This window comes from Pseudomonas shahriarae, from assembly GCF_014268455.2.
Lineage (GTDB): Bacteria > Pseudomonadota > Gammaproteobacteria > Pseudomonadales > Pseudomonadaceae > Aquipseudomonas > Aquipseudomonas shahriarae.
This window is the reverse complement of record NZ_CP077085.1, coordinates 1749571-1768712: the sequence shown is the minus strand read 5'-3', so window position 1 is coordinate 1768712 and position 19142 is coordinate 1749571. Positions and strand designations below refer to the sequence as shown.

General features: G+C 60.7%; 19 protein-coding genes. 7 read left to right on the top strand and 12 right to left on the bottom strand.

Annotation, left to right across the window (positions count from 1 at the left end; translation table 11 throughout):
• Window positions 1–21: 21 nt before the first annotated feature.
• From HU773_RS07950 to HU773_RS07940, 3 genes are all read right to left on the bottom strand, one after another.
• Complete coding sequence (locus HU773_RS07950) at window positions 22–864, bottom strand: copper resistance protein B (protein ID WP_057958832.1); 843 nt, start codon at window positions 862–864, stop codon at window positions 22–24.
• A 10-nt stretch (window positions 865–874) separates the two neighbouring features.
• Window positions 875–2686, bottom strand: a complete 1812-nt coding sequence (locus HU773_RS07945; protein WP_057958831.1) for a copper resistance system multicopper oxidase — start codon at window positions 2684–2686, stop codon at window positions 875–877.
• Between the two features lie 98 nt (window positions 2687–2784).
• Window positions 2785–3174 carry a hypothetical protein gene (locus tag HU773_RS07940; protein ID WP_057958830.1) on the bottom strand — a complete coding sequence of 130 codons (390 nt, stop codon included), beginning with the start codon at window positions 3172–3174 and terminating at the stop codon, window positions 2785–2787.
• A gap of 155 nt (window positions 3175–3329) precedes the next feature.
• On the opposite strand from HU773_RS07940, the gene HU773_RS07935 reads away from it, so the two are divergent.
• Window positions 3330–3605 (top strand): hypothetical protein, encoded by a 276-nt coding sequence (locus HU773_RS07935; protein WP_057958829.1) that lies wholly within the window; start codon window positions 3330–3332, stop codon window positions 3603–3605.
• 48 nt (window positions 3606–3653) lie between these two features.
• Here the strand turns inward: HU773_RS07935 and HU773_RS07930 are convergent, their stop codons facing one another.
• Window positions 3654–5000: a DEAD/DEAH box helicase gene (locus tag HU773_RS07930; protein ID WP_057441220.1), complete on the bottom strand. Its 1347-nt coding sequence runs from the start codon at window positions 4998–5000 to the stop codon at window positions 3654–3656.
• A gap of 193 nt (window positions 5001–5193) precedes the next feature.
• On the opposite strand from HU773_RS07930, the gene HU773_RS07925 reads away from it, so the two are divergent.
• A complete protein-coding gene (locus HU773_RS07925; protein WP_057958828.1) occupies window positions 5194–6492 on the top strand; it encodes a mechanosensitive ion channel family protein in 1299 nt (432 codons plus the stop codon).
• 120 nt (window positions 6493–6612) lie between these two features.
• Here HU773_RS07925 and HU773_RS07920 read toward each other — a convergent pair whose 3' ends face one another.
• The 3 genes from HU773_RS07920 to HU773_RS07910 form a co-directional block, all read right to left on the bottom strand.
• Window positions 6613–7482 (bottom strand): carboxylate/amino acid/amine transporter, encoded by an 870-nt coding sequence (locus HU773_RS07920; protein ID WP_057441227.1) that lies wholly within the window; start codon window positions 7480–7482, stop codon window positions 6613–6615.
• 203 nt (window positions 7483–7685) lie between these two features.
• Window positions 7686–8285, bottom strand: a complete 600-nt coding sequence (locus HU773_RS07915) for an FMN-dependent NADH-azoreductase (RefSeq protein ID WP_057444346.1) — start codon at window positions 8283–8285, stop codon at window positions 7686–7688.
• Between the two features lie 145 nt (window positions 8286–8430).
• Entirely contained in the window at window positions 8431–8745 is a 315-nt protein-coding gene (locus HU773_RS07910; protein ID WP_057441229.1) for a hypothetical protein, read from the bottom strand.
• Between the two features lie 49 nt (window positions 8746–8794).
• Between HU773_RS07910 and HU773_RS07905 the strand changes: the two genes are divergently transcribed.
• The 5 genes from HU773_RS07905 to aqpZ all read left to right on the top strand — a co-directional run bounded on the left by HU773_RS07905 (window position 8795) and on the right by aqpZ (window position 13885).
• On the top strand, window positions 8795–9718 hold the full coding sequence (locus HU773_RS07905; RefSeq protein WP_057441231.1) for a PA3225 family LysR-type transcriptional regulator: 924 nt from the start codon (window positions 8795–8797) through the stop codon (window positions 9716–9718).
• 14 nt (window positions 9719–9732) lie between these two features.
• Window positions 9733–10536: an alpha/beta fold hydrolase gene (locus HU773_RS07900; RefSeq protein WP_057958826.1), complete on the top strand. Its 804-nt coding sequence runs from the start codon at window positions 9733–9735 to the stop codon at window positions 10534–10536.
• 3 nt (window positions 10537–10539) lie between these two features.
• A complete protein-coding gene (locus tag HU773_RS07895) occupies window positions 10540–11103 on the top strand; it encodes a peptidylprolyl isomerase (RefSeq protein ID WP_057441236.1) in 564 nt (187 codons plus the stop codon).
• Window positions 11104–11186: 83 nt separating this feature from the next.
• Window positions 11187–13019: an ABC transporter ATP-binding protein gene (locus HU773_RS07890; protein WP_186625257.1), complete on the top strand. Its 1833-nt coding sequence runs from the start codon at window positions 11187–11189 to the stop codon at window positions 13017–13019.
• A 164-nt stretch (window positions 13020–13183) separates the two neighbouring features.
• Window positions 13184–13885 (top strand): aquaporin Z, encoded by a 702-nt coding sequence (gene aqpZ, locus HU773_RS07885; RefSeq protein WP_057441240.1) that lies wholly within the window; start codon window positions 13184–13186, stop codon window positions 13883–13885.
• Window positions 13886–13987: 102 nt separating this feature from the next.
• Here aqpZ and HU773_RS07880 read toward each other — a convergent pair whose 3' ends face one another.
• The 5 genes from HU773_RS07880 to HU773_RS07860 form a co-directional block, all read right to left on the bottom strand.
• A complete protein-coding gene (locus HU773_RS07880) occupies window positions 13988–15112 on the bottom strand; it encodes a GNAT family N-acetyltransferase (protein WP_186625255.1) in 1125 nt (374 codons plus the stop codon).
• Between the two features lie 165 nt (window positions 15113–15277).
• Window positions 15278–16612, bottom strand: a complete 1335-nt coding sequence (locus tag HU773_RS07875; RefSeq protein WP_057441247.1) for an OprO/OprP family phosphate-selective porin — start codon at window positions 16610–16612, stop codon at window positions 15278–15280.
• 336 nt (window positions 16613–16948) lie between these two features.
• Window positions 16949–17182 carry an anti-sigma factor family protein gene (locus tag HU773_RS07870; protein ID WP_057441249.1) on the bottom strand — a complete coding sequence of 78 codons (234 nt, stop codon included), beginning with the start codon at window positions 17180–17182 and terminating at the stop codon, window positions 16949–16951.
• Window positions 17176–17790, bottom strand: a complete 615-nt coding sequence (locus HU773_RS07865) for an RNA polymerase sigma factor (RefSeq protein ID WP_057441254.1) — start codon at window positions 17788–17790, stop codon at window positions 17176–17178. The genes HU773_RS07870 and HU773_RS07865 overlap by 7 nt, the downstream gene beginning before the upstream one ends.
• Window positions 17791–17833: 43 nt before the next feature.
• Window positions 17834–18955: a beta-ketoacyl-ACP synthase III gene (locus tag HU773_RS07860; protein ID WP_057958823.1), complete on the bottom strand. Its 1122-nt coding sequence runs from the start codon at window positions 18953–18955 to the stop codon at window positions 17834–17836.
• Window positions 18956–19142 lie beyond the last annotated feature (187 nt).

The following is a 19142-nucleotide window of genomic DNA, read 5'->3' as shown; positions in this document are numbered from 1 at the left end:
TATTAGTAAAGTGGTGTTCCATCAGAACCACAGGCGTACACCCAAGACCCAGCGCACCTCGTTGCGGTCCTCGCCCTCATCCCTGGCGTATTCGGCCGTCTGGCCATAGGCGCGATTCCAGGTCACGCCGACATAAGGGGCAAACTCGCGGCGGATTTCGTAACGCAGCCGCACCCCGAGTTCGGTGTCTGCCAGGCCGGAACCAATCCCGCGCCCGGGGTCGTTTTTCCCATAGAAGTTGGCCTCGGCGGTGGGCTGCAAGACCAGCTGGTTGGTCAGCAAAATGTCGTAGTCACCTTCCAGGCGCGCGGCGCTCTGGCCGCCGTCGCCGACAAACAGCGTGGCCTCGGCTTCAAAGTTGTACAGGACCATGCCTTGCAGGCCGAAGGCCGCCCACGTCTGACTGTCGCCTGGCTTGAAGTCCTGGCGCATACCGGCCACCACATCCCACCAGGGGCTGATAGCGTGCCCCCATAACGCCTGGACCTCGGCCTTTTCGGTCTTGCCCTTGGCGCGCTCGCCCTCGGTGCGTAACCACAGGCGATCAATATCGCCGCCCACCCAGCCGTTGACATCCCACCCCAGGGCATTGCCATCGTCGGAGCCCTGCCATTCCAACTGATTGATGACAAACAACGAGTTGAGACCGCTGTCATGCACCTTGTGCCCACCCGGTGCGTTGTAGACCGCTGCACGGTCTGCGTCGGTCAACACCGGGATCGGCGTGCGACTGTGGCTGGTGGCCGCCGGCTTGGCGGGCGCCATGCCCTGCATCTGGCTGTGATCCATGGTTTGGGCAGTGGCCAGCGCCACCGGTGCGCAGGTGGCGATCAGCAGTGCAACAGGTCGAAATAAAGGGTTCATGGTCGGCTCCTCACTCTTGCACCCGGACTTCACGGAACATGCCCATTTCCATGTGGTACAGCAGATGGCAGTGGAAGGCCCATCGCCCCAGGGCATCGGCCGTCACCCGGTAGCTGCGACGCGAGCCCGGCGGCATGTCGATCGTATGTTTGCGCACCATGAACTGGCCGTTTTCGTCTTCCAGGTCGCTCCACATGCCATGCAGATGGATGGGGTGGGTCATCATGGTGTCGTTGACCAGCACCAGCCGCACGCGCTCGCCATAGGTCAGCCGCAGCGGCTCGGCATCGGAGAACTTCACCCCGTCGAAGGACCAGACGAACTTCTCCATATGCCCGGTCAGGTGCAACTCGATGGTGCGGCCGGGTTCGCGGCCATCGGGGTCGGCAAAGGTGCTGCGCAAGTCGGCATAGGTCAGGACCTTGCGTCCGTTGTTTCGCAGGCCAATCCCCGGGTCGTCGAGCTTGGGCGAGGTGCTCATCGCCTGCATGTCCACCAGCGGGTTGTTGCTTTCGCTGGCCGGATGGCTTTGCATCGACATCCCCGCCATCGCGCTGTGGTCCATGCCGGGCATCGCACTGTGGTCCATGCCTGCCATGCTCTGCCCATCCATGCCGGACATGCCTTGCATCACCCCGCCGTCCATCCCGGCCATCTGTCCATGGTCCATGTCCGGCATATCGCCCATGGCGCCGTGGTCCATGCCGCCCATCCCCACATCGTCCATGGTCAACCAGGGACGCGGGGCCAGCGCTGGAACCGGCGCCAGTAATCCCGGCTGGCGGCTGAGGGTGCCGCGTGCATAGCCGGTACGGTCCATGGCTTGGGCAAACAGGGTGTAGGCCGCCTCGCTTGGCTCGACGATCACGTCATACGTCTCGGCCACGGCGATGCGCAACTCGTCCACGCTGACCGGTTTTACCGGCTGGCCGTCGGCAGCCACCACCGTCATCTTCAGGCCTGGAATACGCACATCGAAGTAGGTCATGGCCGAGCCGTTGATAAAGCGCAGGCGGATTTTCTCACCGGCGCGAAACAGCCCGGTCCAGTTTTGCGCTGGGACCTGGCCGTTCATCAAATAGGTGTAGGTCGTGCCGCTGACGTCCGCCAGATCCGTGGGGTTCATCTTCATTTTCGCCCACATCAGGCGGTCGGCGGCAGTAGCCGACCAGCCCTTGTCGGCCACATCCTTGATGAAGTCGCCCACGGTGGGCTTATGCAGGTTGTAGTAATCGGACTGTTTCTTCAGGGTTTTCATCAGGGCGGCGGGATCTTCGTCGGTCCAGTCGCTGAACATCACCACGTAGTCACGCTGGTAAGTGAAGGGTTCGGGCTCCCTGGGGTCGATCACCAGCGGGCCGTAGACCCCTTGTTGCTCCTGGAGCCCGGAGTGGCTGTGATACCAGTAGGTGCCGTGCTGGTTGACCTTGAACTGGTAGACATACACCCCGCCCGGCTCGATCCCCTTGAAACTCAGGCCCGGCACGCCATCCATATTTGCCGGCAGGATAATCCCGTGCCAGTGGATCGACGTCGGCTGCGCCAGGCGATTGTGCACGCGCAAGGTTACGGTATCGCCTTCACGCCAGCGCAGCAGCGGGCCTGGCAGGCTGCCGTTGATCGTCAGCGCGGTGCGCACGTGGCCGGTGAAATTGACCGCAGTCTGGCCGATAGACAGCTCGAACTCGCTGCCCGCCAGCACACCCGGCTGCCCGGTGCTGGCCAGGGCCCAGACCGGTGGCCGCCACAGGCCTGCGCCGCCCAGCAGGCCGGCCGCAGCCAAGCCTTTGACGAAGGTTCGTCGAGAAGTGTTGGAGTGCATGCCGATACCGTTCCCGTCAATTGAATGACTGCAGAGTAGGGATCGGCGCCTGTCAGTTGGCTTAGCGCCAGATTACCGATTTGACAGTTTGCGCGTGCTCAGGCGATCTGTGCCTTGGAGGCCACCATCTCGAACGTCGCCGGGTCCAGCGCGTCGGCCTGCTCGTCGAGCACTTGGCGCGGGTGATCGTTACCCGGGATGGCGCTGTCGATCAATGCCAGCAGCTGCGCGCCCAAGGGCGTCAAAATGAAATTCTCGCCGTTGCCGCCCTCGTCTTCAGGCCGGGACTCGATAAAGCCGCGCTTGAACAACAGCGCTTCGTAATCGGCGGCGGTCTTTTTCAACGCATCCAGATCGCCAGTGAACTCGCCGGCCGTGGCCTTATCGGCCGCTTCCTGTTCGGCATATTTGCGCGGGGCAAAGCTGCCCTCGCCGTTCTGTACTTCATGCAACAGACGTTCGATCAGATCCCAATTGTAAGTGCTCATCCTGAATCCTCCTGCAGGCACACCGACTGGGTGCCTTCAAAAGTTGTGACCTGTGGCGGCTGCGGGCGTTCAGCCGGGTAGACAGGCGTGATTGCACTGAACTTTTCACAGGCCAGCCCTCTCAACCGGGTATCACCGCCAAGGAGGTCTACCCCATGAAAACCCTGATGCAACTGGCTGTCGCCGCCGCCCTGTTGAGCGCCCTGCCCGCCCGGGCCTGTACCCCGGAAGAAGCCACGGAAAAACGCGAACAACTGGCCAAGGAAGTCAGCACCCTCACCCAGCAGAACCCGACCAAGGCCAAGGAAATCAACGACGAGCTGCAGCAGATGGACCTGGACACCGAAAGTGCGAAATTTCCCGACAAGTGCCAGTTGATCGAGGCGCGACTCAAGGAGTTGAAGGAAGCGGCGGCCAAGGCGAAAAACTGAGGGCATAAAAAAACCGGACATTGTCCGGTTTTTTAGTGCGCTGGCGTATTACTCGGCAGCCGGTGCTTCTGGCTTGCGGCGCTTGAGCGGCGCCATGCCGTCCTTGCTGACCAACGACAGGTTGTCGGTCTTCGGCCGGTTGGCGATCTTGCGCTTGGTCGGCGACTTGGCGCCGGTTTTCTTCTTGTCGCCCTTGGCGTCGACCTTTTTCTTCTTCACGCCCACGGCCTTGCCCGAAGCCTTGACCTTCTTCGGCCCGGTGTAGGTGCCTTTGACTTCCTTGATGGTGCGGCGCTCGAACGACTGCTTGAGGTAGCGCTCGATGCTCGACATCAGGTTCCAGTCGCCATGGCAGATCAGCGAGATGGCCAGGCCATCGTTGCCGGCACGCCCGGTACGGCCGATACGGTGCACATATTCGTCGCCGCTGCGCGGCATATCGAAGTTGATCACCATGTCCAGGCCTTCCACGTCCAGGCCGCGGGCGGCGACGTCGGTGGCTACCAGAATCTTCACGCCGCCCTGCTTGAGTCGGTCGATCGCCAGCTTGCGGTCCTTCTGGTCCTTCTCACCGTGCAATACAAACGCCTTGTACTCCTGCGCCACCAGGCGCCCGTAGATCCGGTCGGCCATGGCACGGGTGTTGGTGAACACGATGGCTTTCTGATAAGTCTCGTTGGCCAGCAGCCAGTTGAGAATCTGCTCTTTATGCACATTGTGGTCAGCGGTGACGATCTGCTGGCGGGTGGTGGAGTTCAGGTCGCTGACGTTATTGACCTGCAGGTGCTCAGGGTTGTTCAGGACCTTGGCGACCATCTCGCGCAGGGTCGAGCCGCCGGTGGTGGCGGAGAACAGCATGGTCTGCTGGCGGTTGACGCACTCTTCGACGAGGCGCTGCACGTCGTCGGCAAAGCCCATGTCGAGCATGCGGTCGGCTTCGTCCAGCACCAGCACTTCGACTTCCTTGAGGTCCAGGTTGCCGGCGTTCAGTTGCTCGATCATCCGCCCAGGGGTACCGATCAGGATATCCGGGACCTTGCGCAGCATGGCGGCCTGGACCTTGAAGTCTTCGCCCCCGGTGATCAGGCCGGACTTGATGAAGGTGAACTGCGAGAAGCGTTCCACTTCCTTCAAGGTCTGCTGGGCCAGCTCACGGGTAGGCAGCAGGATCAGGGTCTTGATGCTGACGCGGATCTTGGCCGGGCCGATCAGACGGTTGAGGATCGGCAGGACGAAAGCGGCGGTCTTGCCACTCCCGGTTTGAGCCGTCACCCGCAGGTCACGCCCTTCGAGCGCGAGCGGGATGGCCGCTGCTTGCACAGGCGTAGGCTCGACAAATTTAAGCTCGGCCACGGCTTTGAGCAGGCGTTCGTGCAGGGCGAATTGGGAAAACACGGGTGCTACCTCGAAGAAATACAAAAAATCAGCTGCATAGGGTAACGGTTTCGGGCGCTCAGGCCGAGTTTCTTTACGCGAAGTGGGCCAAACAGATGGTTTTTTGTCAGGTGATTTGTCTGCCTGCACAACTTTGCAGCACTTAAATGCTCTAATCGCCCCGTCATGTCTTACAGAAGAATCGCGTTAAACCATGGATATCAAACAGCTCTGGCTCAACGTCCAAGACCTCTGGGGTGCCCTGGACCAACATCCGCTACTGCATTCAAGCCTGGCTTTGCTGGTGCTGCTGGTGGTGGCCCTGCTGGTCGGACGGGTGGCACGCTACCTGATCCTGCATGCGGTCAAGTTGCTCGGCCGCCAACCTGCCCTGCATTGGCTCAATGACCTGCGCCATAACAAAGTCTTCCACCGCCTGGCCCAGATGACGCCGTCGCTGGTGATCCAGTTCGGCCTGCACCTGGTGCCGGAATTGAGCAAGACCAGCACGCTGTTTATCGGCAACGTGGCGCTGGCGTTCACCATTCTGTTCCAGGTATTGGCCATGAGCGCCCTGCTCAACGCCCTGCTGGATATCTACGCACGCACCGAACATGCCCGCACGCGCTCGATCAAGGGCTATGTGCAACTGGCGAAAATGGTGCTGTTCGTGTTTGGCGCGATCATCATCGTTGCAACCTTGATCGACCGCTCGCCGCTGTTGCTGCTGTCAGGGCTGGGTGCGATGTCGGCGGTGATCCTGTTGGTCTACAAGGACACGCTGCTGTCATTTGTCGCCAGTGTGCAATTGACCAGCAACGACATGCTGCGGGTCGGCGACTGGATCGAAATGCCCCAGGTCGGCGCCGATGGCGATGTGGTGGACATCACCTTGCATACGGTCAAGGTGCAGAACTTCGACAAGACCATCGTCTCGATCCCCACCTGGCGCCTGATGTCCGAATCGTTCAAGAACTGGCGCGGCATGCAGGCCTCGGGCGGGCGGCGGATCAAGCGCAGCCTGTTTATCGACGCGGCCGGCGTGCGTTTCCTGCGTGATGATGAAGAAGTGCGGATGACCCAGGTCCACCTGCTGACCGACTACATCAGCCGCAAACAGGCAGAATTGAAGGCCTGGAACGAAGCCCAGGGCCACAGCGCGCAGTTGTCGGCCAACCGCCGGCGCATGACCAACCTGGGCACCTTCCGCGCCTATGCCCTGGCTTATCTGAAGAGCCATCCGGATATCCAACCGAACATGACCTGCATGGTGCGCCAGATGCAGACCACCTCCCAGGGTGTGCCCCTGGAAATCTACTGCTTTACCCGCACCACGGCGTGGGCGGATTACGAGCGGATCCAGGGGGATATTTTTGACTACTTACTGGCGGTGCTGCCGGAGTTTGGTTTGAGCCTGTATCAGCAGCCGAGTGGTAATGACCTGCGGGCCGGAGTACTGCCGGCGGTGTTGGGTGCCAGTCATTTGCCGGTGCCGGAGAAGGCTACGCTCTAACCAGGCGCGAAGCAGCGCCTGGTTAGAGAGGGCTTGCCCGCGATAGCGGTGGGTCAGTCAACACATCTGTTACTGATCGTCCGCTATCGCGGGCAAGCCCGCCCCCACCTTTGGGAACGATCATTGCCGGCTGAGCGGCGCCGGGCGAATCCCCAACCGGCTGATCCACACCGCCGCCACAATCACCGCCCCGCCCAGGAACAGGCGCCCCAGCGGCTCATGCTGGTTCCAGATCAGCAGATTGAGCAGCAGCCCCACCGGCACATGCAGGTTGTTCATCACCGCCAGGGTGCCGCCGTTGACCAGGCAGGCGCCCTTGTTCCACCAGTACAGACCCAAGGCAGTGCTGACCAGGCCCAGAAACAGCAACACACCCCACTGCAACGGCGCTTCAGGCAGGAAGTTGGCCTTGCCGAACAGCAGGAACGCCGGCAACACCACGGCCAATGCCCCCAGGTAGAAATAGCCAAAGCGCCGGTAGTGCGGCAGGTCGCTCGGGTGTCGTGCCACCAGGCGCCGGTACAGCACCTGCCCGGCGGCGTAGGTGAAGTTGGCCAGTTGCAGCAACAAAAAGCCCATGAAGAAGTCCGGGTTGATCTGGTCAAAGCGGATCACCGCCGCCCCCGCCACCGCCACCAGCGCGGCAATCAGCGCCCAGGGGTTGAAGCGCCGGTTCAACGCGTCTTCGATCAAGGTCACATGCAATGGCGTGAGGATGGTGAACAGCAACACCTCCGGCACCGTCAACACGCGGAAGCTCAAATACAGACACACGTACGTCACGCCGAACTGCAACGCGCCGATCAGCAGCATGCCGCGCATGAACGCAGGCTCCACCGAGCGCCAGCGGGTCAGGGGGATAAACACCAGCCCGGCCAGCAGCACGCGCACCAGCACGGCGAAATAGCTGTCGACATGACCCGCCAGGTATTCGCCGATCAGGCTGAAGGAAAACGCCTGGATCAGCGTGACAATCAGTAAGTAGCCCATGTGTGCCTCATATTCGAATGGGCGCGACATTAGCGTCTTTCACGGCGGGGCGAAACTCGGCGCAAAAAAAACCCGACCTCGCTAAAGCGGCAGTCGGGCAGGAGCACTCAGGAGCAACAAGTGCAAAGGGAGGTTCGATACGCGTACTTGAAGGGTTGCGTGGAGCTATAAAAACACCGTGCGATTATCTGGCGATTAACGCGTCAGGCAACCTGTGCCAGCAGGGCCTTGGCGTGGTTCAAGCCCTTTTCCTGGAAGTCGCCACCCAGGTTCACCCCTTCGGCGTGGATAAAGGTCACATCATGGATCCCGATAAAACCCATGACCTGGCGCAGATACGGTTCCTGATGATCGCTGCTCGCGCCGGTGTGGATGCCACCACGGGCGGTCAGCACAAACGCGCGCTTGCCGGTCAACAGGCCCTGGGGACCGGTGGCGGTGTACTTGAAGGTCACGCCGGCCCGCAACACATGGTCAAGCCAGGCCTTGAGGGTGCTGGGGATGGCGAAGTTGTACATCGGCGCGGCCATCACCAGCACATCGGCGGCCAGCAGTTCGTCGGTCAGGTGGTTGGAGCGCTCCAGGGACGCCTGCTCATCCACGCTGCGCTGCTCGGCCGGCTTCATCCAGCCGCCCAACAGGTTGGCGTCCAGGTGCGGCACTGGGTTGACGGCCAGGTCGCGCACGGTGATCTGATCGGCCGGATGGGCCGCCTGCCATTGGCTGATGAACTGTTGGGTCAGTTGGCGGGAAATAGAATCCTGCTGGCGGGCGCTGCTTTCGATGATCAGAACGTTAGACATGGCTTTGTAAGCTCCATCGGTAATTGCTGTAAGTCGATGGAGTGAAGGTTAAACAGAGCCCATTCGATAAAAAAGCGCAAAAAACTGCTATAACCCATCTATAAAGTTGTTTATAAGCGGGGCATGGCCAAGGCCCCGCAGCGAATTATTTGGGTTCGCAGGTCAGTTTGATCCGCATCTTGATAATCGCGCGGCTGAACTTGACCGTAGTGTTGGTGCTTTTCCCGGCAGGGACCGTGACCTTGCGCACCCGCGCTGGCTCCGGGCCATTGGTAAACGCGACCGTACACGCAGCGTCATTGCTGCCGTAGTTACTGAGCTGGATGGAGCTGATATCACCGTCAACATCGGAAGCGTTGTAGTCGATGCTGACCCCCTTGATCGACTTTGACACATCGATCGGATAGGCGAACGCGCTCAACGGCAACAGTGCCAGCAATACACAACAGAATTTTCTCATTCGGCAGTCTCCAATAAGGACCGCCAGCTTAGGACAAGAGGAGCTCATCTTGAAAGCGCCCCGCGTGACCCTTGATCAATGGCGCACGTTGCAAGCCGTGGTTGACCATGGCGGCTTCGCCCAGGCAGCCGAAGTGCTGCACCGCTCGCAATCCTCGGTGAGCTACACCGTGGCCCGCATGCAAGACCAGTTGGGCGTGCCTCTATTGCGCATCGACGGGCGCAAGGCCGTGCTCACCGAGGCCGGCGAGGTGCTGTTGCGCCGCTCCCGGCAACTGGTCAAAAACGCCAGCCAGTTGGAAGACCTGGCCCATCATATGGAACAAGGCTGGGAGGCCGAAGTACGCCTGGTGGTCGATGCCGCCTACCCCAACGCCCGCCTGGTGCGCGCCCTCACCGCCTTTATGCCGCAAAGCCGGGGCTGCCGCGTGCGCCTGCGCGAAGAAGTGCTGTCGGGTGTCGAGGAGCTGCTGATTGAAGGCGTGGCCGACCTGGCAATTAGCGGCTTCAGCATTCCCGGCTACCTGGGCACGGAAATGAGCGACGTGGAATTTGTCGCCGTGGCCCACCCTGAACACCCGTTGCACCGGCTCAACCGCGAACTGAGCTTCCAGGACCTGGAAAGCCAGATGCAGGTGGTGATCCGCGACTCCGGTCGCCAGCAACCGCGGGACGTCGGCTGGCTCGGCGCCGAGCAGCGCTGGACCGTGGGCAGCCTGGCCACCGCCGCCGCCTTCGTCGGCAGCGGCCTGGGGTTTGCCTGGCTGCCCCGGCACATGATCGAGCGTGAGCTAAAGGAAGGCCTGCTCAAGCAACTGCCCCTGGAGCAAGGCGGCAGCCGCCACCCCACGTTCTACCTGTACTCGAACAAGGACAAGCCCCTGGGCCCGGCCACGCAGATTCTGGTCGAGCTGCTGCGCACCTTCGACACTGCACCGCTGGACGCACCCTTTGCCGCTCCCCGGCAAGCCTGACACGGAGTTCACCCATGGCCTATTTCGAACATGAAGGTTGCACCCTGCATTACGAGGAATATGGCCACGGCGTGCCACTGATCCTGATCCACGGCCTGGGCTCCAGTTGCCAGGATTGGGAACTGCAAATCCCCGTGTTGTCCCGGCATTACCGCCTGGTGCTGCTGGATGTGCGCGGTCACGGGCGCTCCGACAAACCCCGGGAGCGCTACAGCATCGCCGGCTTTACCGCAGACCTGGTGGCGTTGATCGAACACCTGCAACTGCCCGCTGCCCATGTGGTCGGCCTGTCGATGGGCGGGATGATCGCCTTTCAACTGGCGGTCGACCAACCGCAGTTGCTCAAAAGCCTGTGTATCGTCAACAGCGCGCCCGAGGTCAAGGTGCGCAGCGCCAATGACTATTGGCAATGGGCCAAGCGCTGGGGCCTGGCCCGCGTGCTCAGCTTGAATACCATCGGCAAGGCACTCGGCGACCGGTTGTTCCCCAAACCCGCACAGGCCGACCTGCGGCGCAAAATGCGCGAACGCTGGGCAAGAAACGACAAACGTGCTTACCTCGCCAGCTTCGATGCCATTGTGGGCTGGGGCGTACAGGAACGACTCTGCAGAATCGCCTGTCCAACCCTGGTCATCAGCGCCGACCACGACTACACCCCAGTGGCGCAAAAAGAAATCTATGTAAAACTGCTGCCTGATGCGCGGTTGGTGGTGATCGAGGATTCGCGTCACGCGACACCGCTGGACCAACCCGAAACCTTCAACACAACCCTGCTCGATTTTCTCAAGACAGTCGAAACCACTTCCCAGGATCACTGACCCATGCTGAAAAAAATCGCCGTTTTTGCCGGTTCTGTTCTGTTTGCTGCCAACCTGATGGCGGCCACGCCGGCCAAGGCACCACACGTATTGATCTCCACCACCAATGGCGACATCGAAATCGAACTGGATCCGGTCAAGGCGCCGATCAGTACCGAGAACTTCCTGTCCTACGTCGACAAGGGCTTCTACACCAACACCATTTTTCATCGGGTGATCCCGGGTTTTATGGTGCAAGGTGGCGGGTTCACCCAGCAGATGTCGCAAAAGCCTACTGAAGCGCCGATCAAGAACGAAGCCAGCAACGGCTTGCATAACGTGCGCGGCACCTTGTCCATGGCCCGCACCAGCAATCCGAACTCGGCCACCAGCCAGTTCTTTATCAACGTGGCCGACAACGCCTTCCTCGACCCAGGCCGCGATGCGGGCTACGCGGTGTTCGCCAAAGTGGTCAAGGGCATGGACGTGGTCGATATCATCGTCAACTCGCAAACCACTACCAAACAAGGCATGCAAAACGTGCCTATCGACCCTGTCCTGATCAAGTCGGCCAAGCGCATCGACTAAGGTTCACAGGGAGTTGCGCGCGCCGCCCACAAGGCCGCGCGCGTCTTTAACAAGGAGAGCCCGCCCGGCGGGCGTCAGACCTAATGCTCTATCGTCGTTTTGAACAACTGATCGACATCTTCCGCGACGCTCCCAGCGCGGCACCTCCGGATAAAGTCCTACCCTTCTACCTCTATTACCTGCGCCAGGTGTGGCCGTGTTTTGCCGCGCTGTTGGTGGTGGGCCTGATCGGCGCGCTGATTGAAGTGGCGCTGTTCAGCTACCTGAGCCGCATCATCGACCTGGCCCAAGGCACGCCGCCGGCCAACTTCTTCCAGATCCACGCCACCGAGTTGATCTGGATGGCCGTGGTTGCCTTGCTGCTGCGCCCGATCTTCGGTGCCCTGCACGATTTGCTGGTGCACCAGACCATCAGCCCCGGCATGACCAGCCTGATCCGCTGGCAGAACCACAGCTATGTGCTCAAGCAGAGCCTGAACTTCTTCCAGAACGACTTCGCCGGGCGTATTGCCCAGCGCATCATGCAGACCGGCAACTCGCTGCGCGACTCGGCCGTGGCCGCCGTCGATGCCATCTGGCACGTAGCAATCTACGCCATCAGCTCCCTGGTGCTGTTCGCCGAAGCCGACTGGCGCCTGATGATCCCGCTGGTCACCTGGATCATCGCCTACAGCCTGGCGCTGCGCTACTTCGTGCCACGGGTCAAGGAACGCTCGGTCATCTCGTCCGAGGCGCGCTCCAAATTGATGGGCCGCATCGTTGATGGCTACACCAATATCACCACCTTGAAGCTGTTCGCCCACACCCAGTCCGAACAGGAGTACGCCAAGGAAGCGATCATCGAGCAAACCGAAAAAACCCAGCTGGCCAGCCGCGTGGTCACCAGCATGGACGTGGTCATCACCACCATGAACGGCCTGCTGATCGTCACCACCACCGGCCTGGCCCTGTGGCTGTGGACGCAGTCGCTGATCTCGGTCGGTGCCATTGCCCTGGCCACCGGCCTGGTGATCCGCATCGTCAACATGTCCGGCTGGATCATGTGGGTGGTCAACGGCATTTTCGAGAACATCGGCATGGTCCAGGACGGTCTGAAAACCATCGCCCAGCCGCTGGCGGTGATCGACCGCGAAAACGCCCCGCGCCTGAGCGTGCCCCGCGGCGAAGTGCGCTTCGAACAGGTCGACTTCCACTATGGCAAGAGCAGCGGCATCATCGGTGGCCTGAACCTGGTCATCAAACCGGGGGAGAAGATCGGCCTGATTGGCCCGTCCGGTGCCGGCAAATCGACCCTGGTCAACCTGCTGCTGCGCCTCTACGACCTGCAAGGCGGACGCATCCTGATCGACGGCCAGAACATTGCCGAAGTGGCCCAGGAAAGCCTGCGCGAACGCATCGGCATGATTACCCAGGACACCTCGCTGCTGCACCGCTCGATCCGCGACAACTTGCTGTATGGCAAGCCCGATGCCACTGACCAAGAGCTCTGGGACGCGATCCGCAAGGCCCGCGCCGACGAATTTATCCCGCTGCTGTCGGACGCCGAGGGCCGGATTGGCCTGGATGCCCACGTCGGTGAGCGCGGGGTGAAACTCTCCGGCGGGCAACGCCAACGCATCGCTATCGCCCGGGTCCTGCTCAAGGACGCACCGATCCTGATCATGGACGAAGCCACCTCGGCCCTGGACTCGGAAGTGGAAGCGGCCATCCAGGAAAGCCTGGAAACCCTGATGCAAGGCAAGACGGTGATCGCCATCGCTCACCGCCTGTCCACGATTGCCCGAATGGACAGGTTGGTGGTCCTGGAAAAAGGCCAGATCGCCGAGAGTGGCAGCCATGCCCAGTTGCTGGCACATGGCGGCCTGTACTCGCGATTGTGGCAGCACCAGACCGGAGGTTTCGTAGGTATCGACTGATTTCGGACTACTAACGGCGCTATCAATTCCGAACAATTCTGACAGTTTTTTCTATCTTGCTGGCCGTGTATCACAATCCTGCTGTACTGCAATCAGGGTCCAGGAGGGCCCTGACATCAGACTGCAGGGAAGCATCACACCCGTTGATTTAGAAGGACGCGTTCATGTCTCTGTTCAGACGTTCCGTTACGGAAGGGTTGGGTACGTTTTGGCTGGTGTTGGGTGGCTGCGGGAGTGCCGTTCTGGCCGCAGCCTTCCCGGATGTCGGAATCGGCCTGTTGGGCGTATCGCTGGCCTTCGGGCTTACCGTGTTGACCATGGCATTTGCCATTGGCCATATCAGCGGCTGTCACCTCAACCCGGCGGTCACCGTGGGCTTGGTGGTCGGCGGCAGGTTTGCGGCCAAGGAGATGCCTGCGTATATCGTCGCGCAAGTCATTGGCGGCGTAGTGGCAGCGGCCTTGCTGTACTTCATTGCCAGCGGCAAACCGGGTTTCGAACTGGCGGCGGGGCTGGCATCCAATGGTTACGGTGAACATTCGCCGGGCGGCTATTCAATGGCGGCGGGGTTTGTCACTGAACTGGTGATGACCGCGATGTTCGTGCTGATCATCCTCGGCGCCACCGACCGTCGTGCACCGGCTGGCCTGGCGCCCATCGCCATTGGCCTGGGGCTGACGCTGATCCACCTGATCTCCATTCCGGTCACCAACACCTCGGTCAACCCGGCCCGCAGCACCGGCCCTGCGCTGATTGTCGGCGGGTGGGCAATCCAGCAACTGTGGCTGTTCTGGCTGGCGCCGATCCTTGGCGCGGTGATCGGTGGCATCACCTACCGTTGGTTGGGCAAGGAAGAAAAGGCCTGATCCAACCGCGATGCACCTTGTAGACGCTGGCTTGCCGGCGATAACGGACTAACTGCCAGCACATCATGGGCAGATACACCGTCATCGCCGGCAAGCTGGCTCCTACACCTGTCGATAAGGCAACGCCAAACGCGCCTCCTCGGCATACGCCAGAATCCCCACCCGCTCGCGTTCCAGGAAATCCGCCACAGCGGTTTTCAAGCCTGGATGGCGCAAGTAGTGCCAGGAATGGGTAATCACCGGCTCAAACCCACGAATCAACTTGTGCTCGCCCTGGGCCCCGGCGTCGAAACGCTGCAGGCCATTGGCGATCGCGTAGTCCATGCCTTGATAGAAGCAGGTCTCGAAATGCAGCCGGTCAAATTCGCCCAGGCAGCCCCAATAGCGGCCATATAGGCTGTCGCCTCCGATCAGGCTGAACGCCATGGCCACCGGCCGCGCCCCTTGCTTGGCCAGCACCACCCGTATCGCCTGCGGCATGCGCTCGGCCAGCAGGCTGAAAAACGCCCGCGTCAGGTACGGTGACTGCCGGCGCACGGCGTAGGTGTTGGCGTAGCAGGCGTAGACAAAATCCCACTGGGCCTCGCTCAGCTCATGGCCTTGCAGCCACTCGAACTCGATGCCCTGCCCCGCGACCTGTTCGCGCTCCTTGCGCATCTGTTTGCGTTTGCGCGAACTCAGGGCGTCGAGGAAGTCCTGGAAGTCGCGATAACTGCGGTTCTGCCAGTGGAACTGGCAACCCAGACGCGCAAGCCAACCGGGTTGCTGGCCCAGGGCGGCATCGGCCAGGGCATCGGTGAAGTTGATATGGGCACTGGAAAGGCCTTCGATTTCCAGGTAACCAGGCAGGCTCTGGAGCAACTCCAGGCCGTCCGCACCATTGGCCACCAGCAAGCGCGGCCCGCTGACCGGGCTGAAAGGCACTGCTGTCAGCAGTTTGGGGTAGTACTCGATGCCCGCGCGTGCGCAAGCGTCAGCCCAGCCATGGTCGAACACGTATTCGCCATAAGAGTGCCATTTGCGGTAGCTGGGCAGCGCCGCCACCAGCCGCTCTCCCTCGTAATGCAGCAAGTGCTCCGGCTGCCAGCCAGAATGCCGGCCAAGGCTGGCACTGTCTTCCAGCGCACTGAGGAAGGCATGGCGCAGAAACGGCTGATCCTCGGGGACCAAGGCGTTCCATTCATCAGGCGATACTTCGGACAGGCTATTCAAACGTTTCAACGGCATGCCATTCCCCGACGGTAAACGCTCGCTCACAATATTCAGGCCATTCTGACAGAACCCGCCGCCCGCGCGGGCAGCAAAAAAAAACCCCGCCAATCGGCGGGGTAAAAAAGAGGATCGCGCTTTAACGGATGAAGAAAGAGCGCGTTGGAGCGGTATGACCGTTGCTTAGAACACGTACTGCACACGACCGACGATGGAATCACCGCTGTCATCGCCATTGGCGTTGGTGATCTTGTCGGTGCTGACCTTGCTGTAGTTCAGGGACAGCTTGACCGCTTCGTTGGCGTACCAGTTCACACCCAGGGTGTTGACGTTGGCCTTGGCATCGCCGGTTTCGCGGGTAGCGCTGCTGACGACGATGTTTTTGTCGTCAACCTTGATGTTGTCGTAGCGGTAGAACACTTCCCAGGCGCCGTACTGCTTGTTCTCAGGCTTGATGGCGTCGAACTTGCCGCCGTCGAGCTTGTAGGCACGGGATTCGCCGGTCAGGGTGTAGGCCAGTTGGCCGTAGAAACCGCTGGTTTTCACGTCCTGGTAGGCATTGCTGTCAGCTTTCATCTTGCGGCTCAGGGCTTCAGCCTGCACCGAGAATGGACCGCTGGCGAAGGCAAATTCACCCCCGAATACCGTGTCGGTATCGTAGGCGCCAACCGCCGTCAGGTTGCTGGCGTTCAGGCCCACACCACCGCCGAAAGTCGCGCGGTTGCCGTTGGAGCCGGCATCGTTACCACCGGTAGTTGCTACACCACGGGCGCCGAGACGCGGACGGATCCGCGAGTCGAAGGCGGCGTCGTTCAGGTCACGTGCCGCCAGGTTCAAGCCGAAGTGCAGGACGTTGCCGCCTTTGTTCATCGGTGCCAACACGATACGGCCGTTGAATTGCTTCACGCCCTTGCCGTCTTCGTCGTTGATGTCCTTGGAAGCCAGGCTGGCGGAGCCGTAGAACATATCAGCCGCAGTGCCGCTGACCTGGATGCCCATGCCGTTTTCGTGGGTGTTGACCCAGTCTGCAACCTCGTAAGCCGAGTTACGCTCCATGGCGGTGATCCACTTGGAGCTGGTGGCTTTTTCCAGACCGAAATCCGGGTCAAAGCGACCGACGCGGATGGTCACCGGCTTGAAGCCCACATAGGACATGGACGCTTCGTCGAAGTAACCGTCGTCGGAGTTACCCGAGTTGTGGGAGAAGTCGTAGTTGAGCTGGTATTTGAAATCCTTGTAGACGGTGCCACCCAGTTCCAGGAAGGCGCGACGGAAGTAAGCAGCGTCGCCCGAGTCACCGTTCTTGGTGTAGAAGCCGTCAAATGTGCCGTAATCGGCTTGCAAGCGACCACCCAGCTTGAAGCTGAAGTTCTGGTCGGTGGTAGCAACCTCAAGGCCGCCCTTGGTTTTGACAACGATATCGGCGCCGTCAGTAGTGACAGTACCAGCGAAAGCCTGGGCGGTAACGGCCAGGGCCAGGGCGCTGGCCGCGAAACCGGCGAAGTGCTTACGGATCATCGAAGAATTCCCCTAATTGGTGGTCTTTTGCGTTGGAAAACACACGGGTTCTGGCCCGCTGGTGTTGGGAGGGGATCTTGGCGAGGGGATATTTCAGACAAGTTGCCGCAAGATAAATATTTTATTACAGGGGAACTTTCTTACAACCACCGGGAATAAGCGCAACGCTACGGCCGGCGTGGGTTTGAGCAGAAAAAGTACGAGAAATGCCAGGTGAAAAAAAGGTGAAAAAAACTTACAAACCTGCAATGTTTTTCACCGAAAGGCTTTTCAACGACGTAAAAAAGCCCACGACAATGACGTCGCAGGCCTTGGGAAGCGCAGACAGCTCTAGGGTCAGGAGTTGCGTTTACGCTCCGAAGCCAGGCGTTCAGCCAACGCCTCGGCATCGCTCACCGGCGGTTCGGGCAGGAGGCGCAAGGTGGCCTGCATCAGGCGCATCTGGCGAATGAAGCGCCGGCAATTGGCACAAAACATCAAGTGATGGCGCATCAACAGGCGCTCACGAAAGGTCAGTTGCCCATCGAGAAAATCGCTGGAGCGCGCCACTTGTTCTTTGCAGGTCAACATTCGCCGGTTTCCTCGAAATGCTCCACCGTAGCGAAGACTTTAAGCCGCGCCCGGTGCAGCAGTACACGCACATTGGAGAGCGAGATCTGCAGAAGATTACAAATCTCCTCCAGCTCCAGCCCCTGGCGCTCGCGCAACAGCAGCACGCTGCTTTGCAGCTCGGAAAGGCTCAGTAAGGTGTGCTCCAGACACTCACGCAGCTCGTTTTCGGTGAGCAGCGCCTCGGGAGTGTCCTGGTGCCAGGCAAAGGGCGCGATCAGCCAATGCTCATCGCCGGCGGCAAAGCGCTCATCGCCGATGGTGCCATGGGGCGACGGCAGGTCGTCCAGCAACACCTCGCGACGGTTCTGCTTGTAGCGCCCCTTGGCCGAGTTGGCGGTGATGGTCAGCAGCCAGGTCTTGAGGCTGGAACGCCCCTCAAACCGGGCAAGGCTGCGCACCACCGAGAGCCAGGCGTCCTGCACCACCTCGTCGGCATGGCGCTGGCCAACGATGGCGTAGGCCACTGCACGCATCGCACTCTGGTAGGTGGTGACCAACTCCTTGTAGGCCTGCTGCTCACCCTTGAGCAGGCGTTCAAGCAGGTGCGCGTCGTCGGCTGCTGCCATTCAAAACCTCATTGTGCAAGACGTGACCGCAATTGCCTGGTTCTTAGCGCTTGCGCAGGATCACGCTGCCAATCGAATACCCGGCGCCAAACGAGCTGAGTACCGCCAGCGCGCCCTTGGGCAGGTCGTCCTGGTAGGTGTGGAACGCAATCACCGAACCTGCCGAACTGGTGTTGGCGTAGGTATCGAGAATCACCGGCGCTTCTTCGATCTCGGCTTCACGGCCCAGCAGCTTCTTGACGATCAGATGGTTCATGCTCAGGTTGGCCTGGTGCAGCCAGAAGCGTTTCACATCGGTAACGCTCAACTGGTTTTCCGTCAGGTGCTGGCCGATCAATTCGGCAACCATCGGGCAGACATCACGGAAGACTTTGCGGCCTTCTTGCACGAAAAGCTTGTCTGGTGCACCAATCCCCTCTTCCGCCGCGCGGTTGAGGAAGCCGAAATTGTTGCGAATGGTGTTGGAAAACTTGGTCAGCAACTTGGTGCTCACCACGTCGAACTGGTGCTCGGACGTCGCCAGGTCGGCACGCTCCAGAATCACCGCAGTCGCCGCGTCGCCAAAGATGAAGTGGCTGTCACGGTCACGGAAGTTCAGGTGGCCGGTGCAGATCTCCGGGTTGACCATCAGGATCGCACGGGCCTGGCCCAGCTGGATGCTGTTGCAGGCGTTCTGGATACCGAAAGTCGCCGAAGAACACGCCACGTTCATGTCAAAACCAAAACCCTGGATGCCCAGGGCTTCCTGGACTTCGATGGCAATGGCCGGATAGGCGCGTTGCAGGTTGGAGCAGGCGACGATCACCCCGTCGATATCGGCGGCGGTCTTGCCGGCACGCTGCAGGGCTTGCTCGGCGGCGCCCACGGCCATCTGGCAGAGGATCGACCACTCGTCGTTGGAGCGCTCCGGCAGGCGGGGGGTCATGCGCTTGGGGTCGAGGATGCCGTCCTTGTCCATGACAAAACGGCTCTTGATACCCGAAGCCTTTTCGATAAAGGCGGCGCTGGATTCGGTCAACGCCTGAACGTCGCCCTGCTCGATGGCCACGGCGTTGTCGGCATTGAACTGTTGAACGTAAGCATTGAAAGACTGCACCAGCTCTTCGTTGGAGATGCTGTTGGCCGGGGTGTACAGGCCTGTGCCGCTGATGACGACGTTATGCACGGTCGTTCCTCTAAATCTGTTCAGGCAGAAGGGATTGGTACCTTCGTACCAAACCGTAAGTCGCTCTAGTCCGCCGCGCGGACATCAAACGGGGAAACGCTTTGTCCCGGCGCGTCGAGGCTGATACAGCCAATCTAGACGATCCCGGCATTTATAGCGGCGAAGTTTGCCATAAACCGGGGGGTTT

Bases quoted from the DNA above. Each gene is read 5' to 3' on its own strand.
- HU773_RS07950 (WP_057958832.1), bottom strand. From the start codon at position 864: ATGAACCCTTTATTTCGACCTGTTGCACTGCTGATCGCCACCTGCGCA.
- HU773_RS07945 (WP_057958831.1), bottom strand. From the start codon at position 2,686: ATGCACTCCAACACTTCTCGACGAACCTTCGTCAAAGGCTTGGCTGCG.
- HU773_RS07940 (WP_057958830.1), bottom strand. From the start codon at position 3,174: ATGAGCACTTACAATTGGGATCTGATCGAACGTCTGTTGCATGAAGTA.
- HU773_RS07935 (WP_057958829.1), top strand. From the start codon at position 3,330: ATGAAAACCCTGATGCAACTGGCTGTCGCCGCCGCCCTGTTGAGCGCC.
- HU773_RS07925 (WP_057958828.1), top strand. From the start codon at position 5,194: ATGGATATCAAACAGCTCTGGCTCAACGTCCAAGACCTCTGGGGTGCC.
- HU773_RS07920 (WP_057441227.1), bottom strand. From the start codon at position 7,482: ATGGGCTACTTACTGATTGTCACGCTGATCCAGGCGTTTTCCTTCAGC.
- HU773_RS07915 (WP_057444346.1), bottom strand. From the start codon at position 8,285: ATGTCTAACGTTCTGATCATCGAAAGCAGCGCCCGCCAGCAGGATTCT.
- HU773_RS07910 (WP_057441229.1), bottom strand. From the start codon at position 8,745: ATGAGAAAATTCTGTTGTGTATTGCTGGCACTGTTGCCGTTGAGCGCG.
- HU773_RS07900 (WP_057958826.1), top strand. From the start codon at position 9,733: ATGGCCTATTTCGAACATGAAGGTTGCACCCTGCATTACGAGGAATAT.
- HU773_RS07895 (WP_057441236.1), top strand. From the start codon at position 10,540: ATGCTGAAAAAAATCGCCGTTTTTGCCGGTTCTGTTCTGTTTGCTGCC.
- HU773_RS07890 (WP_186625257.1), top strand. From the start codon at position 11,187: ATGCTCTATCGTCGTTTTGAACAACTGATCGACATCTTCCGCGACGCT.
- aqpZ (WP_057441240.1), top strand. From the start codon at position 13,184: ATGTCTCTGTTCAGACGTTCCGTTACGGAAGGGTTGGGTACGTTTTGG.
- HU773_RS07880 (WP_186625255.1), bottom strand. From the start codon at position 15,112: ATGCCGTTGAAACGTTTGAATAGCCTGTCCGAAGTATCGCCTGATGAA.
- HU773_RS07875 (WP_057441247.1), bottom strand. From the start codon at position 16,612: ATGATCCGTAAGCACTTCGCCGGTTTCGCGGCCAGCGCCCTGGCCCTG.
- HU773_RS07870 (WP_057441249.1), bottom strand. From the start codon at position 17,182: ATGTTGACCTGCAAAGAACAAGTGGCGCGCTCCAGCGATTTTCTCGAT.
- HU773_RS07865 (WP_057441254.1), bottom strand. From the start codon at position 17,790: ATGGCAGCAGCCGACGACGCGCACCTGCTTGAACGCCTGCTCAAGGGT.